Annotated in this window: 17 protein-coding genes; 15 read left to right on the top strand and 2 right to left on the bottom strand. The window is 71.8% G+C overall.

All coding sequences use genetic code 11. The features are described 5' to 3' along the window. Positions 1-59: 59 nt before the first annotated feature. The 8 genes from ACYVIP_RS14280 (at position 60) to ACYVIP_RS14315 (ending at position 8,270) form a co-directional block, all read left to right on the top strand. The gene (locus tag ACYVIP_RS14280) at positions 60-1,397 is read left to right on the top strand and encodes a replication-associated recombination protein A (RefSeq protein ID WP_460396388.1); all 1,338 of its coding nucleotides are present in this window, start codon (positions 60-62) and stop codon (positions 1,395-1,397) included. 111 nt (positions 1,398-1,508) lie between these two features. Next, entirely contained in the window at positions 1,509-1,919 is a 411-nt protein-coding gene (locus ACYVIP_RS14285) for a DUF948 domain-containing protein (RefSeq protein WP_460396172.1), read from the top strand. Beyond that, positions 1,916-2,254 carry a hypothetical protein gene (locus ACYVIP_RS14290; RefSeq protein ID WP_460396174.1) on the top strand — a complete coding sequence of 113 codons (339 nt, stop codon included), beginning with the start codon at positions 1,916-1,918 and terminating at the stop codon, positions 2,252-2,254. Before ACYVIP_RS14285 ends, ACYVIP_RS14290 begins: the two co-directional genes overlap by 4 nt. A 71-nt stretch (positions 2,255-2,325) precedes the next feature. Further along, entirely contained in the window at positions 2,326-4,995 is a 2,670-nt protein-coding gene (gene alaS, locus ACYVIP_RS14295) for an alanine--tRNA ligase (protein WP_460396176.1), read from the top strand. A gap of 121 nt (positions 4,996-5,116) precedes the next feature. Further along, a complete protein-coding gene (gene ruvX / locus ACYVIP_RS14300) occupies positions 5,117-5,602 on the top strand; it encodes a Holliday junction resolvase RuvX (RefSeq protein ID WP_460396178.1) in 486 nt (161 codons plus the stop codon). Then, the gene (gene mltG / locus ACYVIP_RS14305) at positions 5,599-6,798 is read left to right on the top strand and encodes an endolytic transglycosylase MltG (protein WP_460396180.1); all 1,200 of its coding nucleotides are present in this window, start codon (positions 5,599-5,601) and stop codon (positions 6,796-6,798) included. Before ruvX ends, mltG begins: the two co-directional genes overlap by 4 nt. After that, a complete protein-coding gene (locus ACYVIP_RS14310) occupies positions 6,779-7,672 on the top strand; it encodes a shikimate dehydrogenase (protein WP_460396182.1) in 894 nt (297 codons plus the stop codon). The genes mltG and ACYVIP_RS14310 overlap by 20 nt, the downstream gene beginning before the upstream one ends. A 10-nt stretch (positions 7,673-7,682) precedes the next feature. Continuing rightward, a complete protein-coding gene (locus tag ACYVIP_RS14315; RefSeq protein ID WP_460396184.1) occupies positions 7,683-8,270 on the top strand; it encodes a GrpB family protein in 588 nt (195 codons plus the stop codon). Positions 8,271-8,276: 6 nt separating this feature from the next. On the opposite strand, the gene ACYVIP_RS14320 is transcribed toward ACYVIP_RS14315, so the two are convergent. Further along, a complete protein-coding gene (locus ACYVIP_RS14320; RefSeq protein WP_460396186.1) occupies positions 8,277-8,939 on the bottom strand; it encodes a prepilin peptidase in 663 nt (220 codons plus the stop codon). 127 nt (positions 8,940-9,066) lie between these two features. Between ACYVIP_RS14320 and aroC the strand changes: the two genes are divergently transcribed. The 7 genes from aroC (at position 9,067) to ACYVIP_RS14355 (ending at position 16,163) form a co-directional block, all read left to right on the top strand. Then, positions 9,067-10,254: a chorismate synthase gene (gene aroC / locus ACYVIP_RS14325; protein WP_460396188.1), complete on the top strand. Its 1,188-nt coding sequence runs from the start codon at positions 9,067-9,069 to the stop codon at positions 10,252-10,254. Positions 10,255-10,259: 5 nt separating this feature from the next. After that, positions 10,260-10,781: a shikimate kinase gene (locus ACYVIP_RS14330; RefSeq protein WP_460396190.1), complete on the top strand. Its 522-nt coding sequence runs from the start codon at positions 10,260-10,262 to the stop codon at positions 10,779-10,781. A gap of 46 nt (positions 10,782-10,827) precedes the next feature. Further along, positions 10,828-11,961 (top strand): DNA glycosylase AlkZ-like family protein, encoded by a 1,134-nt coding sequence (locus ACYVIP_RS14335; protein ID WP_460396192.1) that lies wholly within the window; start codon positions 10,828-10,830, stop codon positions 11,959-11,961. Positions 11,962-12,056: 95 nt separating this feature from the next. Next, complete coding sequence (gene aroB / locus ACYVIP_RS14340) at positions 12,057-13,127, top strand: 3-dehydroquinate synthase (protein ID WP_460396194.1); 1,071 nt, start codon at positions 12,057-12,059, stop codon at positions 13,125-13,127. 99 nt (positions 13,128-13,226) lie between these two features. Continuing rightward, positions 13,227-13,655: a type II 3-dehydroquinate dehydratase gene (gene aroQ, locus ACYVIP_RS14345; RefSeq protein WP_460396196.1), complete on the top strand. Its 429-nt coding sequence runs from the start codon at positions 13,227-13,229 to the stop codon at positions 13,653-13,655. Continuing rightward, a complete protein-coding gene (locus ACYVIP_RS14350; RefSeq protein WP_460396198.1) occupies positions 13,652-14,557 on the top strand; it encodes a GNAT family N-acetyltransferase in 906 nt (301 codons plus the stop codon). The genes aroQ and ACYVIP_RS14350 overlap by 4 nt, the downstream gene beginning before the upstream one ends. Before the next feature lie 55 nt (positions 14,558-14,612). Then, positions 14,613-16,163 carry a glycoside hydrolase family protein gene (locus ACYVIP_RS14355; protein WP_460396200.1) on the top strand — a complete coding sequence of 517 codons (1,551 nt, stop codon included), beginning with the start codon at positions 14,613-14,615 and terminating at the stop codon, positions 16,161-16,163. 1 nt (position 16,164) lies between these two features. On the opposite strand, the gene ACYVIP_RS14360 is transcribed toward ACYVIP_RS14355, so the two are convergent. Beyond that, a complete protein-coding gene (locus ACYVIP_RS14360; protein WP_460396202.1) occupies positions 16,165-16,584 on the bottom strand; it encodes a B-4DMT family transporter in 420 nt (139 codons plus the stop codon). Positions 16,585-16,614 lie beyond the last annotated feature (30 nt).

Below are 16,614 nucleotides of genomic sequence, written 5' to 3' on the forward strand. Positions count from 1 at the left end.
GAGGGTTGTCGGGGCCGCCGGGTAGCGTCGAACCCGTGGACGACGGGCCCGACCTCCAACTGTTCGACAACCCCCAGGAGCAGTCGCATCCGGGGGGCAGCGCGCGGATCGCCGCGAACGCGCCGCTGGCGGTGCGCATGCGGCCGGCGACCCTCGACGAGGTCATCGGCCAGGACCACCTGCTCGGCCGAGGCGCCCCGCTGCGCAGGCTGGTCGAGGGCGCGGCGCCGGCCTCGCTGCTGCTCTACGGCCCGCCCGGCACCGGCAAGACGACCCTCGCGATGCTCGTGTCCAGCGCCATCGGCCGCCGGTTCGTCGCGCTGTCTGCGCTGTCGGCCGGGGTCAAGGAGGTCCGCGGCGTCATCGAGGAGGCCAGGCGGCGGCTGACGCACTCCGGCGAGTCCACGGTGCTGTTCATCGACGAGGTCCACCGGTTCTCCCGCACCCAGCAGGACGCCCTGCTCGGCGCGGTCGAGGACCGGATCGTGCTGCTGGTGGCGGCGACCACGGAGAACCCGTTCTTCTCCGTGGTGTCCCCGCTGCTGTCCCGGTCACTGGTGCTGCAACTGCGCTCGCTGACCGACGACGACGTCCGGGCGCTGGTGCGGCGCGCGATCGCGGACGAGCGCGGCCTGGCCGGCGCGGTCACGTTGGCCCCCGACGCCGAGGACCACGTCGTCCGCCTCGCCGGCGGCGACGCCCGCCGGGCGCTCACCGCGCTCGAGGCCGCCGCCGACTCCGCGCTGGCCACCACGGACGGCCTGATCGACCTGGCCACCGTGGAGTCGACCGTCGACAAGGCGGCGGTGCGCTACGACCGTCAGGGCGACCAGCACTACGACGTCACCAGCGCGTTCATCAAGTCGATCCGCGGCTCCGACGTGGACGCCGCGCTGCACTACCTGGCCAGGATGATCGAGGCGGGGGAGGACCCGAGGTTCATCGCGCGCAGGCTGGTCATCCACGCGAGCGAGGACGTCGGCATGGCCGACCCGACCGCACTGCAGACCGCCACCGCCGCGGCGCAGGCCGTGGCGCTGATCGGCCTGCCGGAGTGCGCGCTCAACCTGGCCCACGCCACGGTCCACCTGGCCACCGCACCGAAGTCCAACGCGGTCACCACGGCGATCTCGCAGGCGATGGCCGACGTGCGTGGCGGGGCCGCCGGCACGGTGCCCGCCCACTTGCGCGACGGCCACTACGCCGGCGCGAAGAAGCTGGGCAACGCCGCCGGCTACCGCTACCCGCACGATGTCGCGGAGGGCGTGCTGGCCCAGCAGTACCCGCCGGACGAACTGGTCGGGCGCGACTACTACGAGCCGACCCAGCGCGGCGCCGAGCGGGCACTGGCCGAACGGCTGCCCAAGCTGCGCCGAGCCATCCGTGGCGGACGGTGAGTGCTCATGATCGACAGTCCGCGCGCACCCGGTGATCCGGGAAGGCCCGTGTCGTAGCCGCGCGGTAACCTGACGCGCAATTCCACGACGTTTGGCACCCTAGGAGGGCTCGTGTCAGCAGGGCAGGTCGCCGCGCTGATCGCGGCCGGCGCGTTCGTACTGCTCGTTCTGCTGTTGGCGATCCCGTTGATCAAACTCGGGCGCACGCTCGACGAGGCCACGATCGCGATCCGCAAGGCCCACACGAACACCGATCCGCTGTTCGACGAGGCCAACACGGCCTTGACCCACGTCAACGCCCAGCTCGAGCGGGTCGACGGCATCACCGCGAACACCCAGGCCGTCACCGGCAACGTCTCCGCGCTGACCTCGGTGTTCACCGCGACCCTGGGTGGCCCGCTGGTGAAGGCGGCCGCGTTCTCCTACGGGGTGAACAAGGCGCTCAAGGCACGGCGCAGGTCCAAGGACTCCGTCGAAGGCAAGCACGCGCGGCGCGGGCGCAGGCGGGGAGGCCGTAAGTGAGGCGCCTTTTCTGGCTTGGAGTCGGTGTCGCCACCGGCGTAGCGTTGTCCAAGAAGGCCAAGGAAACCGCTCGTGCGGCCACCCCCGCCGGCATCGCCGGCAATGTCGGGGACGCCATGCGCGAGCTGGCCGGGGCGATCGGCTCGTTCGGGGCCGATGTCCGGGCCGGGATGGTGGAACGAGAAGGGGAGTTGTCGGACGTGGTCGAGGAGCGGTCGGGGATCAGGTCCCGGGCCCGGCACGCGCTGCCCGCGCGGGACGAGTCGCGCTCGGACACCTCTCCGGCGCGGTACCGCGGCGCGGCTGACGCGCGAGCTCGCCGGGCGGGCAGCTGACCCGCGCCTGGGTGGCGCGTTGCTGTCCGCCGTGACCGGACCTCCGTCGCTTCCACTTCTTAGGACCAACCGTGCAGACACACGAGATCAGTCAGCGCTTCCTCGAGCACTTCAAGAACGCCGGGCACACGGCGGTGCCGAGTGCCTCGCTCATCCTCGACGACCCCAACCTGTTGTTCGTCAACGCGGGGATGGTGCAGTTCAAGCCGTACTTCCTCGGTGAGGAACCGCCGCCGTACCCGCGCGCGACCAGCGTGCAGAAGTGCGTGCGCACCGGCGACATCGACGAGGTCGGCCGGACGACCCGGCACAACACGTTCTTCCAGATGGCCGGGAACTTCTCCTTCGGCGACTACTTCAAGGCCGGCGCGATCGAGCACGCGTGGCAGCTCATCACCGGCAGCCAGGCCGATGGCGGCTACGGCTTCGACCCGGCCAGGATCTGGGTGACGGTCTACAAGACCGACGACGAGGCCATCGAGCTGTGGCGCAAGATCGCCGGCCTGCCCGACGAGCGGATCCAGCGCCGGGGCGGCAAGGACAACTACTGGGACATGGGCGTGCCCGGCCCCGGTGGCCCGTGCTCGGAGATCTACTTCGACCGGGGTCCCGACTTCGGCCGCGAGGGCGGGCCGATCGCCGACGAGGACCGGTACCTGGAGATCTGGAACCTGGTCTTCATGCAGGACGAGCGCGGCGAGCTGTCCCCGAAGGAGGACCACCCGCCGATCGGCACGCTGCCGGCGAAGAACATCGACACCGGCCTGGGCATCGAGCGGGTGGCGTTCCTGCTGCAGGACGTGCACAACGTCTACGAGACCGATCTGGTGCGGCCGGTGATCTCCAGGGCGGAGGAGATGTCCGGGCGCCGCTACGGCACCGACCAGGTCGACGACGTGCGGTTCCGGGTGATCGCCGACCACGCGCGCAGCGGGGTCATGCTGATCGGCGACGGCGTGACGCCGAGCAACGAGGCGCGCGGGTACGTGCTGCGCCGGCTGCTGCGCCGGATCGTGCGCTCGGTGCGGCTGCTGGGTGTGCAGGAGCCGGTGCTGCCGGAGTTCGCGGCGGTCGTGCGCGACACGATGGGCCGGGCCTACCCGGACCTGGTCAGCGACTTCGCCAGGATCGAGTCGGTGGTGCGGGCCGAGGAGGAGGCGTTCCTGGCGACGCTCACCAGCGGCTCGCGGATCTTCGACGTGGCGGCGGCGGAGACCAAGCAGGCCGGCGGCGCGGTGTTGGCCGGGGACAAGGCGTTCCAGCTGCACGACACCTACGGCTTCCCGATCGACCTGACGCTGGAGATGGCGGCCGAGCAGGGGCTGCGGGTCGACGAGGACGGCTTCCGGCGGCTGATGACCGAGCAGCGCCAGCGGTCCAAGGTGGACGCGGCGTCCCGCAAGGTCGGTCACGGTGACGGTGGCGCCTACCGGTCGATCCTGGACAAGCACGGGGTGAGCGACTTCCTCGGCTACCGCGATCTGACCACGGAGGCCACGGTCGTCGGCCTGCTCGCCGGCGGTGCGTCGGCGGTGTCGGTCGGCGCGGGCGCGGAGGTCGAGGTCGTGCTGGACCGGACGCCGTTCTACGCGGAGGGCGGCGGTCAGCTCGCGGACACCGGTCGCATCGTCGGCGACGGGTTCGAGGTCGAGGTGCACGACGTGCAGTCGCCGGTCGCCGGGCTGAACGTGCATCGGGGCAAGGTGCTCTCCGGCGAGGTCCTGCTCGACGCGACGGTCAGTGCCGAGGTCGACCCGAGCCGCCGGCGCGCGGTGTCCCGGTCGCATTCCGCGACCCACCTCGTGCACGCCGGGGTGCGGCGGGCGCTGGGCACGCAGGCCGCGCAGGCGGGCTCGCTGAACGCGCCGGGCCGGCTGCGGTTCGACTTCACCTCACCGGGTGGCGCGGTGCCGGCGAGCGTGCTGGCCGACGTCGAGGACGAGGTCAACGACGTGCTGCTCAACGACTACGACGTGCTGGCGGAGGTCACCACACTCGACGAGGCGCGCAAGTCCGGGGCGATCGCGTTCTTCGGTGAGAAGTACGGCGAGAAGGTCCGGGTGATCACGATCGGGGATTACTCGAAAGAGTTGTGCGGTGGCACGCATGTGCATCGGTCCGGTGAGATCGGTGTCGTGAAGCTGTTGTCCGAGGCGTCGATCGGCGCCGGAGTGCGCCGGGTCGAGGCGCTGGTCGGGTTGGACGCGTTCCGGTTCCTGGCGCGCGAGCACGTGCTGGTCGGGCAGTTGGCCGAGCAGTTCAAGGTGCGCCCGGAGGAGTTGCCCGAGCGCATCGGCCAGACCGTGGAGCGGCTGCGCGCGGCGGAGAAGGAACTCGAGAAGCTGCGCGGGGCGCAGTTGCTGTCCTCGGCCGGCACGGTGGCCGACCAGGCGGAGGACATCTCCGGTGTCGCGCTGGTGGCCGCGGCGGTGCCCGACGGCATCGGCGGCAACGACCTCCGCTCGCTGGCCGCCGAGGTACGCAACCGCCTTGGCGCGCGGCCGGGTGTGGTCGCGCTGTTCTCCGCGGACGGCGGCAAGGTCAACTTCGTGGTCGCCACCACGGCGGCCGGTCGTGACCAGGGGTTGGCGGCCGGGAAGCTGGTCCCGTCGTTCGCCACGGCGGTCGGCGGTCGCGGCGGCGGCAAGCCGGATCTCGCGCAGGGCGGCGGCACGAACGCGGCCGGGATTCCCGACGCGGTCGTCGCGCTTCGCCGCGCGCTGGCGGAAGGCGTGGTGTGAGCCGAGCCGTTGTTGTTGTCGACCGGTCCTGGGCGGCGTCGCGGACGGTGCCCAGGACCGTGACAACTGTCACGTTTGGTCGAGGTGCGATGCGGGGGCGTGCCGAGGCGGGGGTCGTCAGGTGACCGAGCCTGACCGGCCAGGTTCCCACGATCCGGGACCCGGCCGCAGGCTCGGTGTCGACGTCGGCTCCGTGCGCGTCGGGGTCGCGCTGAGTGATCCCGCTCCGGTTCTCGCGACACCACTCGTTACGCTGTCCCGCGACGAGCGCGCCGGCACGGATCTCGATCAGCTGGCCGATCTCGTCGTCGAGCACGAGGTGGTCGAAGTGGTGGTCGGTTTACCGAGGACGCTTGCGGCTCGCCATGGCAAGGCGGCTGCCGGAGCGGTGTCCTACGCTAAGAAGCTGGCCAGGCGGGTACGTCCGGTACCCGTCCGGTTGGCAGACGAGCGGCTCACAACGGTTAGCGCTACCAAGATGCTCAGCGATCGCGGGGTTCGCGGGAAGCGACAGCGGGCGGTTGTCGACCAGGCGGCGGCCGTCGAGATCTTGCAGGCCTGGCTGGACGGGCGGGCACGGCACCTGCCTCCGGAGGCACGCCAATGAGCAACGACGACCTCGACCTGTTCGATCCCAACACCGACCGCAGACAGCCGGTCCGCCGACCGACCAAGAAGCGCAAGAAGCGCCGCACGGCCCTCTGGGTCGGGATGGGCGTGGTCCTCGTGCTGATCGCCGCCGGCGGGTACTACGGCATCCGGCAGATCGTGGACATCGGCAGCTACGACGACTACGCCGGCAAGGGCGAGAGCGACGTCGTCATCCGGGTGGAGGTCGGCGACTCCACCGGTGACATCGCCGCCGCCCTCGTCGATGCCGAAGTCGTGGCCAGCTCCAGCGCGTTCGTTGTGGCCGCCGAGACCGACGACCGGGTCCGCGCCGTACAGCCCGGCTACTACGTGATGAAGACGAAGTCGTCCGGCGAGGCGGCGGTCGTCCAGATCGTCACCCCGGAGGCGCGGGTCGGCAACCTGCAGATCACTCCAGGCAGCCAACTCCAGGACATCACCAAGACCGACGGTTCGGTGAACCCCGGCATCGTCTCCGAGCTCGCCGCGGCCTCCTGCGCCGAGCTGAACGGCGAGAGCACCTGTGTGAAACCGGAGCAGCTGCGGGCCAGCGTGGAGAAGGGCGACCTGGCCAAGCTCGGCGTGCCGGACTGGGCCACCGGCCCGGCCAGCCGCGCCGAGCCGCAACGCCGCCTCGAGGGCCTGATCATGCCAGGCGTGTACGACGTACGCCCCGGCGCGAACGCCGACGAGCTGTGGAAGCTGCTCGTGACCGACTCCGCCACCCGGATGCAGGCCGTCGGCCTACCGAACGTCGCCGCTGAGACAGGTTTCACCCCCTATCAGGTGTTGACGATGGCCTCGCTGATCGAGCGCGAGGCGATCGAGAAGGACTTCTCCAAGGTCTCCCGGGTGACCTACAACCGGCTGAGCGAGGGCATGCGCCTGCAGTACGACTCGACGATCAACTACGTCCTCCACCGCCCGACGATCCGGACGGACGAGTCGGATCGCGAGAAGGCCGGGCCGTACAACACCTACGACAACACCGGACTCCCCCCGACCCCGATCTCCGCGCCGAGCGAGGGGGCGGTCAAGGCGGCGGTGGCGCCGGAGAACGGCGAGTGGCTGTTCTTCGTGCGGTGCCAGACCGATGGCGCGTCCTGTTTCGCGGTTACCGACGAAGAGCACAGGCAGAACCGACGAGACGCCGATGCCCGTGGCGCCTACTGATCCACCCGACAGCGGTGCTCGGGGCGTACGCCGTGCCGCCGTGGTCGGATCGCCGGTGGCGCACTCGCTGTCGCCCGTGCTCCATGACGCCGCTTACCGGGCGCTCGGCCTGACGGGCTGGACCTACGAGCGTCTCGAGGCCGACGCCGAGGCCCTGTCCGCGCTCGTCGACTCCCTCGACGACACCTGGGTCGGGTTGTCCGTCACCATGCCGGGCAAGCAGGCGGCACTGGCCATCGCCGGCTCGGCCACCGCGCGCGCGGTGGCCGTCGGCGCGGCCAACACCCTGGTGCGGACCGGCACGGGCTGGCATGCCGACTGCACCGACGTGGACGGTGTCACCGGCGCCCTCCGCCGCGCGGCCGGCTTCACGACGTCATCTCCCACCTCCTCCTTCGGTGTCGTGCTCGGTGCGGGCGGCACTGCCTGTGCCGCCGTTGCCGGACTCGCCGACCTCGGCATCCAGACGGTTCACGTGGTGGCCCGCGAACCGGCCAGGGCCGAACCCGTCGTCCGGTGTGCCGCGAAACTCGGGATGGCCGCCGAGGTGACCCGGTGGGCCGATACCGACCTCGGCGCGCTCGCGAGCGGCGCGGACGTCCTCGTCAACACCGCTCCGGCCGCGGCGATCGAGTCGTGCGTGGCGGACCTGGCTGGTGCGCCCCACGTGCTCGACGTGATCTACCACCCGTGGCCGACAGCACTGGCCGAAGCGGTCGCCACCCGGGGCGGCGGGCTGGCGACCGGCCTGGACATGTTGCTGCACCAGGCTTTCGGTCAGGTTGAGCAGTTCACCGGGCAGCCGGCACCACGCGTCCAGATGCGGGACGCGTTGCGTGCGGCCACCGGCGGGATCCTCCCGCTACCGCTCTAGCATGACGACCATGGACGACGCCGTGGACGAGCGCGACGACCACCTGCGAGCGGTCACGATCGGCGAACTGACCCCGTACGGGACGGCGGTCGTGGTCGAGGACTACGACCCGCGTTGGCCAGCGCTGTTCGCCCACGACCGGGCGACGATCGCCGCCGCACTGGGCGAGCGCGCCCTCGCCATCGACCACACCGGCTCGACCTCGGTCCCCGGTCTGCCGGCGAAACCGATCATCGACATCCTCCTCCAGATCGCCGACAGTGCCGACGAGTCGACCTATGTCCCGGACCTCGAACGCGCCGGATTCGTCCTGCGTATCCGGGAACCCGAGTGGCTGGAACACCGCGTGTTCTACCGCCGGGTGGCGCACGGCGACCCGCACAACATCAACCTGCACGTGCTCTCCCCGCTCCTGGCCGAGGCGGAGATCGCCCGCATCCTTGGCTTCCGGGACTGGCTGCGCGCCCACGACGATGACCGGGACCGCTACGCCGCGACCAAACGCGAGCTCGCGTCCAAGGAGTGGAAGTACGTCCAGGACTACGCGGACGCCAAGACCGAGATCGTCGAGGAGATCCTGGCCAGGGCCCTGGGCTGACGGTGTTCATCGGGCCTCCAGCGCGGTGCCGGGGAACAGGGCGAGCAGGCTGGTGGCCACCAGCAGTCCGGGGCCGTGGGGGACGCCGTCGTGCCAACGGCGCGGGGCGATGACCCGAAGCGCCAGCGTCACCACGGCCGCGAGCGCCGTGGCGAGCACCATCGCCGGCCAGCCAACCGCGCCCAGCACCCCACCGACGCTCCCGGACAACTTCACGTCGCCCGCGCCGAGTGATCGTGGACTGCCCAGATGGATCATCGCGTGCACCATGCCGAACACCACCGCACCCGCCAACGCGCCCGCGGTGAGCTGCCAGCCGCCTCCGACGGCCGCGGCGAGCACCGTGGCCGCCCCGAGCACTGGATAGGCCGGCAGCGTCAACGCGTCCGGCAGCCGACGATGACACAGGTCGGTCGCGGTGAGCAGCACGGCGAACCACGTCAGCACCAACGGCACCGGTAACCACCAGGCCGGCAACAGGCCCGTGGACACCCGCCAGCCGAGGATCGCCCACAAGACGGCGACCGAGACCGCCAACAATCCACTGTGGACAACGGCGCCCCGGCGCAACACGGCGAGCAGGTGGCGACCGGTGAGGCCGGCGAGGACGCCGGCGGTGGCCAGCACTGAGGTGGTGAGCAGCGGGGTGCCGGGTGGTGACGGGAACATGCCTCCACGGTCCACCTGGCCGCCGCCGGCTGGCAAGGACGAACCCGAGCGAATGGACCATTCGCTCGGGTTCGTCGCCCAAGTACCTGGTGGGAGGCGGTGCATTGGGCAATGGCAGGATCAACGGGTGCTGCGTTGGATTACCGCTGGGGAATCGCACGGGCCGGCCCTCGTCGCCGTCCTGGAAGGCATGGTGGCCGGGGTGGAGGTCACCACCACCGCGTTGGGCGAGCAACTCGCCCGCCGCCGTCTCGGGTTCGGTCGCAGTCCGCGGATGGGCTTCGAGACCGACGCCGTGGAGTTCCTCGGCGGTGTGCGGCACGGCCGCACCCAGGGCGGCCCGATCGCGGTGCGGATCGACAACGCCGAGTGGCCGAAGTGGGCGAAGGTGATGGCGGCCGACCCCGTCGACGAGGACGAGCTGGCCAGCCTCGCGCGCAACGAGCCGCTGACCCGCCCCCGGCCGGGACACGCCGACCTGCCCGGCATGCAGAAGTACGGTTTCGACGACGCCCGGCCGGTGCTGGAGCGCGCGAGCGCGCGGGAGACCGCGGCCAGGACCGCGCTCGGCACGGTCGCTCGTGCCTTCCTGCGCCAGCTCATCGACGTCGAGGTGATCAGCCACGTGGTGTCGATCGGCGGTGCGCAGGCCCCCGACGGCCCACCGCCGCGGCCGGGCGACCTGGCGATGATCGACGAGAGTCCGGTGCGGGCGTTCGATCCGGCGGGGACCGAGGCGATGGTCGCCGAGGTCGAGGCCGTCAAGGAGGCCGGTGACACGGTCGGCGGAGTGATCGAGGTGCTCGCCTACGGCCTGCCGCCGGGTCTTGGCTCCCACGTGCACTGGGACCGTCGGCTCGACGCCCGACTCGCCGGCGCGCTGATGGGGGTGCAGGCGATGAAGGGCGTGGAGGTCGGCGACGGGTTCACCACCGCGCGCCGATGGGGCAGTCAGGCGCACGACGAGATCGATCGCGCCGACGGGGTCAGCGGGGTCAGTAGGCGGTCCAACCGGGCGGGTGGGCTGGAGGGCGGCATCACCAACGGCGAGCCGTTGCGGGTGCGGGTGGCGATGAAACCGATCTCCACGGTGCCCCGCGCGTTGTCCACTGTGGACGTTCGGACCGGTGAGCCGGCCGTGGCGATTCACCAGCGTTCGGACGTGTGTGCGGTGCCCAGGGCCGGGGTGGTGCTGGAGTCGGTGGTCGGCCTCGTACTGGCCGAGGCGGCATTGGAGAAGTTCGGCGGTGACTCGTTGACCGAGACCAGGCGCAACGCGGACGCGTACCTCGAGGCGTTGCGGGAGCGGTGGTGAACCCGGTGAGCGCACCCGGTCCGGTACTGATCCTGGTCGGCCCGCCCGGCTCCGGGAAGAGCACCGTCGGCAGGCTGGTCGCCGACCGCCTCGGGGTCGCGTTCCGGGACTTCGACGACGACGTCGAGGCCCGGCACGGACTGCCGGCCGGTGAGCTGGTCGTGCGGCTGGGACGGGAGAAGTTCCAGGAATCCGAGCGGGAGCTGCTGTCGGGGCTGTTGCCCACGTTCGCCGGCGTGCTGGCGCTGGGTGGGGGCACGCCGACCGCGCCCGGCGTGGCGGAGTTGCTCGAGCCGTTCCACGTGGTGTTCCTGGACGTCGAGCTCGAGCATCTGCTGCGCCGCGAGGGGCTGTTGCCGCTGCATCCGTGGCTGATGCCCAACCCGCGCGCGCACTTGCGGGAGCTGCTCAACGCGCGCCGGCCGGTCTACACCCAGGTGGCCGCCGCGACCGTGCCGACCAGTGGCCGGGAGCCGGCCGAGGTGCTGGCCGACGTGCTGGCAACCTTGCCCTCCACAACGGGCTGACCTGCACGTTCAGAAATTGTCGGTGCCGTTGGGTACACCTGTGACCATGGCAGTTGAGCTGGATCGACGCGCCGTGGTGGCCCACCGGGTGGCCGCACACGGCCTGCACGGTGGTGCCTCGGTCGACGCGTTGGACGTGCTGACCCTCGGCCTGCAGGACACGCCGGCCGGGTCGGCGGCGCTCGGCCTGCGCCAGCGCACCGGGGACGGCGGGCTGGACCGTCCCGAGCTGGTGGTCGCGCTGACCGTCCGTGGCTCGCCGCACCTGCACCGGCGCGGCGACCTGCCGTTACTGCGGGCCGCGTTGCGGCCGCTGGACAACGAGATGCTCCGGATCCACCTCGGTGGGTACGGCGACGAGTTGGTCGCGTCCGGTGTCGACGGGCCCGCGCTGCTCGCGACCGTGGCGGAGCGGCTGCGGGCGGTCTTCCCCGGCGAGACGGCCGGCAAGGGCGAGCTGTCCGCCGCGGTCACCCCGCGATTACCCGAGATCGCGCGGCCGTGGTGCGCCGGCTGCGGGGTCGCGCACGTGGCCGAGGGGTTGTTCCGGCTGGGCACGCTGTTCGCCGGCATCGAGCTGGTGCCGCACGACGGCCGGCGCCAGCGGTTCCGGCTGGGGCCCGCTCCGGAGGTCGCCGACGACGACTCGGCGCTGCTCGGCCTGCTGCGGACCTACCTGCGCCTGGCCGGTCCGGCGACGCCGGGTGACCTGGTGGCGTGGCTGGCCACCCGATCGGTCACCACGCCGCCGACCTGGCTGAAGCCGATCCTCGACGAGTTGGGTGAGGAGTCGGTGGAGGTGCGGGTGGCCGGTGTCCCGGCGACGTTGCTCGCCCACGCCGAGACCGTCGCGGCGGGGTCCAAGGTCCCGGACCCGCCGCCCGTGTTGTTGTTGCCGGCGCGGGACGCGTTCGTGCTCGGCAACCGGTCGCTCCTGGTGCCGGACAGGGCCGCGGCCAGGACGGTCTGGCGGTCGGTCGGCAGTCCCGGGGTCGTCGTGGTGGCCGGCGACATCGTGGGTGTCTGGCGGGCGCGGCTGGCCGGCAGGACATTGCGGCTTTCGGTGACCGCGCACCGGAAGCTGACGGTCGACCAGCGGGCGGCGGTGACCCGACAGGGCGAGGTCGTGGCCGAGGTACGTGGACATGAGGGAGAGCCGGAGGTGGTGTGGGAGGACTGACCGCACGGTGACATGCTCACCGCATGATCGAGCCTGCGAGCGAATCGAGGTCACCTGGCGACCGTGAGCGGCGCCCACTGGATGGTGCTCGGCCGGTGCGGATCCGGGTGGCGACCGGGCGGCCCTATGAGGTCACGGTGGGGCGTGGGCTGGGCGATGCGCTCATCGAGGCCGTCGCCGCGGCGCCGAAGGTGGCCGTGGTGCATCCGCCGACGCTGCTGGCCGAGACGGAGTCGATGCTGCGGCGGATGCGCGCCGCCGGGGTCGACGCGCACCCGGTCGCGGTCCCGGACGCCGAGGCTGGCAAGACGCTCGCGGTGGCCGGCGGCTGCTGGGACGCGCTCGCCGCGATGGGCATGGACCGTGGTGGGGTCGTCGTCGCGTTCGGTGGCGGGGCGGTGACCGACCTCGGCGGGTTCGTCGCGGCCACCTGGATGCGGGGGGTGCGGCTGGTCAACGTGCCGACCACCCTGCTCGGGATGGTGGACGCGGCGGTCGGGGGGAAGACCGGCATCAACATCGACGCCGGGAAGAACCTCGTCGGGTCGTTCCACGAGCCGAGCGCGGTGCTGGCCGACCTGGACTCGCTGCGCACGCTGCCGCGCGCGGACCTCGCGGCGGGCATGGCCGAGGTGATCAAGGGCGGGTTCATCGCCGACCCGGTGATCCTCGACCTGGTCGAGGCGGACCCGACCGCCGCGCTCGACCCGGACGGGGACGTGCTGGCCGAGCTGGTTCGGCGCAAGATCCAGGTCAAGGCCGACGTGGTGGCCGCGGACCTGCGGGAGTCGAACCTGCGCGAGATCCTCAACTACGGCCACACCCTCGGTCACGCGATCGAGCGCCGGGAGGGCTACCGCTGGCGGCACGGCGCCGCGGTGAGCGTCGGACTGGTGTTCGCGGCCGAGTTGGCTCGCGCGGCCGGGCGGCTCGACGCGGACACCGCCGACCGGCATCGCGCGGTGCTGGCCTCGATCGGCCTGCCGACCGGGTACGCCGCCGGGGCGTTGCCGGAGTTGGTGGCGGGCATGCTCGGGGACAAGAAGACCCGGGCCGGCGTGCTGCGGTTCGTGGTGCTCGACGGGCTCGCGCGGCCAGGACGGCTCGAGGATCCCGACCCCGAGCTGCTGGCGGCCGCGTACCGTGCGGTGTCCACAGAGGACTGACCAGGGGGCGGCGCGGTCCACGACGGTACCGGCGGGCCGCGTGCCGCGCGCGACTACGGTGGACGGCGACCGACGGTGCCACGAGGAAGGCGGAACCAGATGAAGGTGTTGGTGCTCAACGGACCCAACCTCGGCCGGTTGGGCACGCGTGAGCCCCACCTGTACGGCGCGACCACCCACGCCGACCTCGTCAGCCTGTGCGAGAAGGCGGGCCGCGACCTCGACCTCGACGTCGAGGTCCGCCAGACCGACCACGAGGGCGAGATGCTCGGCTGGTTGCACGAGGCGGCGACGGACTCGACCCCGGTCGTGCTCAACGCCGGTGCCTGGACGCACTACTCGATCGCCGTCCGGGACGCCTGTGCCCAGCTCACCGCGCCGCTGGTCGAGGTGCACATCACCAACGTGTACCGGCGCGAGGAGTTCCGGCAGCACAGCGTCATCTCGGCCGTCGCGAGCGGGGTGATCGTCGGCCTCGGCGTCGACGGCTACCCGTTGGCGCTGCGCTGGCTCGCGACCAACGCATGACCACCCCGGACACCCTGCGCACGCCCCGGCTCACCCTGCGGCCGATCCGCGCCGAGGACACCGCCGCGCTGACCGGGCTGTTCGCCGATCCCGAGGTCGGCCGCTACCACGGCGACGACCTCACCCGGCCAGACCAGGTCGCCGCGCTCGTCGAGCGCAGGCTTGCCTACCGCGGTGCGCGGGGCACCGGCGACTGGGTCTTCGAGCTGGCCGGCCGGCCGGTCGGCCTTGGTCACGTGCGCACGTCGACCGAGTTCGCCGGCGGCGTGCTCGAAGCCGGCTGGTACCTGGCCCGCGAACACTGGGGCAGCGGCCTGGCCGAGGAGGCGGCGCGGGCGATCGTCGGGCACGCGCACGACATGCTCGGTGCCCCGGTCGTGCTCGCGCTGGTGCACCACGACAACGCCCGCGCACATCGGTTCACCAGGCGGCTGGGGTTCGTCGACCTCGGTGACGGTGAGCACTACGGCGCTCCGCACCGGGTGATGATGAGCCAACGGCCACCCGGCGGCGTGCATCACGTCGAGCTGTGGCTGGCCGACCTCCCCGGCGTCGAGAAGTCCCTTGGCTGGCTGCTCGGTGAACTCGGCTGGCGCGAGTACCAACGCTGGGCGCAGGGCGTGAGCTGGCGGCTTGGCACGTCCTACATCGTCGTCGAGGATTCACCCGATCGAGCAAACGACGGGTACGACCGGTTGCGGCCCGGGTTGAACCACCTCGCCCTGCACGTGCGTACCAGAGCAGAGCTGGACCGCATCACCACCGCCGCGCCCGATCACGGTTGGCGGCTGATGTTCGCCGATCGGCACCCCTACGCCGGCGGTCCCGAGCACTACGCGACGTACCTGGAGAACGACGCGGGGCTCGAACTCGAACTGGTTGCAGCCGAACACACGGTGTAATCACTACACTGGGCAGGGCTCTCGATGGGGCAACGTTTCGGAGGACACAGCCACGATGCGCGTTACGCACCGTCGAAGATCGGCGTTGGTGCCCGCCGTAGTGCTCGGGTTAACCCTGGTACTCGGATCGGCGCTGGTCGCGGCCTGCACCGCGAGCGAGGCCTCGCCGCCGACCACCGCGCCGACGACCGACGTCGGTCCCGGTGAGGAGACCTCACCAGCCGCCGAACCCAGGAAACGCGCCCCCGAACCCGCCATCCTCAACACCGCCCGCGGCCGGAAGAGCGCCGGCACGATCGCGGCGGGCGGCGGCGACGCCCCCTACAACTACGCCCCGACCCTGCTGCTCGACCAGGGCAGGTACCGGATGTGGTGGTGCAGCCAACTCGGCGTCGCCAACCCGCCGGGCGACGACATCCTGATGGCCGAGTCCGCCTCGGTCGGCGGCGGTTTCCGCGGTCCGGACGGTCAGGCCGCCACCCCGGTGTTCTCCGGCCGCCCCGGCGGCTTCGACGGCATGCACACCTGTGACCCCTCGGTCATCCGCGTCGGCGGCACCTACTTCATGTACTACACCGGCGCCGCGGGCGACCACGCCCACGGCAACGCCATCGGCCTGGCCACCAGCCCCGACGGCCGGGTGTGGTCCCGAGCCAACGGCGGCAAACCCATCGTCGGTTCGGCCCGCGACGTGGACAACGGCAACACCTACGGCGCGGGCCAGCCGTCCGTGCTTCACCTCGCCGGCCAGTTCTACCTGATGTTCACCGACACCACCGGCGAGCACACCGGGCACAACGGCGCCGGCCAGTTCGTGCTCCGCTCACCGGATCCGGCCTTTCAGCGCGACGTCCAGGCCCTCGCCCCCGGCGGGTTCCGGGACGTGTCCAACACCGGCGAGCGGCTGCGCTCGATCGTCGACGCGTTCAGCGCCGACTGGATGTGGGTCGACTCGCTCGCCGCGTTCGCCATCGCCCACGAGACCCACGGCGGCACCACGCTCACGTTCTGGGACCTGAACTTCCGCCACCAGCCCTACAAGCCGGTGCTCGTACCGGGCACCTGGCGGGAAGGCCCCGGCCTGGTCCGTCGGCCGGACGGGCACGCGCCGGTGTCGGTCGACGACCCGTGCGGCACGGTCGCCATCGACCTCGTGCGCGCCACCCACCAGGGCCGCTTCGGGCCGTCCAACCTGCGCCACTTCGGCCTGGACATCGTCGGCTTCGACGCCTGCGCCGAGGAGAGCCGTGCCCTGCGCGCGCTCGACGGCTTCGCGCTGCCCTCGCCGCAACGCACGATCGACCTGGTCGTGGACGGCATGCTCGTGCGCGTCGACCGCCGGTCGGTCGCCGAGAAGCTCGCCCTGCGGGTGCTCGACCAACCGGTCGCGGCACTGGCGAAGACCGAGGTCGCCGCGCGACTGAAACCGGGCACGGAGGCCAGGAGGACTCCCGACGGCGGCATCGCCTTCGTACTCGACGGCCAACTCTGGGCGGTCAACTCCGAGGAGGTCGCGTCGCTGAACTCCTCGGCCGTACTCGACCTGACCGAGCAGGAACAGCACGACTACAAGCGCGGGCCGGACCTGCTCGGACCGCCCAGCTAGGTCAGGCGCGCGCGTCGTCGGCGGGCTGCCGCGACCGGCCGATCCAGCGGCCGGCCAGCATGCCCACCCCCGCCGGCACCAGCACCAGCAACGCGACGAACGCCGCGCCGCCGGTCACCGCCGCACCGAGGTCGGCCACCCCCGACTGGTCGACGAAACTCGCCTTGCCAACGACGCCGAGCACCGCACCAGCCCAGCCGGCGACCAGCGCGGCACCCAGCCACATCCGGCCGCGGTCGGGCACGTCGCGCCAGGTGTCCGTCGCGCCCCACACCGCGGCGACGCCGACCAGCACCCCGAGCGTGATCGCCTCGAAGAACGTGCGGGAGGTCGGATTGTGCACCCCGAAGTCGGTGCGCACCGTCTCCGCCACCGCGTGCACCACGGCCAGCACCGCACCGCGTAGCAGCCAGGTTCGCATCGCACCAGCCTAGGCCGGTGCCCGCTACAG

Source organism: Actinophytocola sediminis (assembly GCF_054779715.1).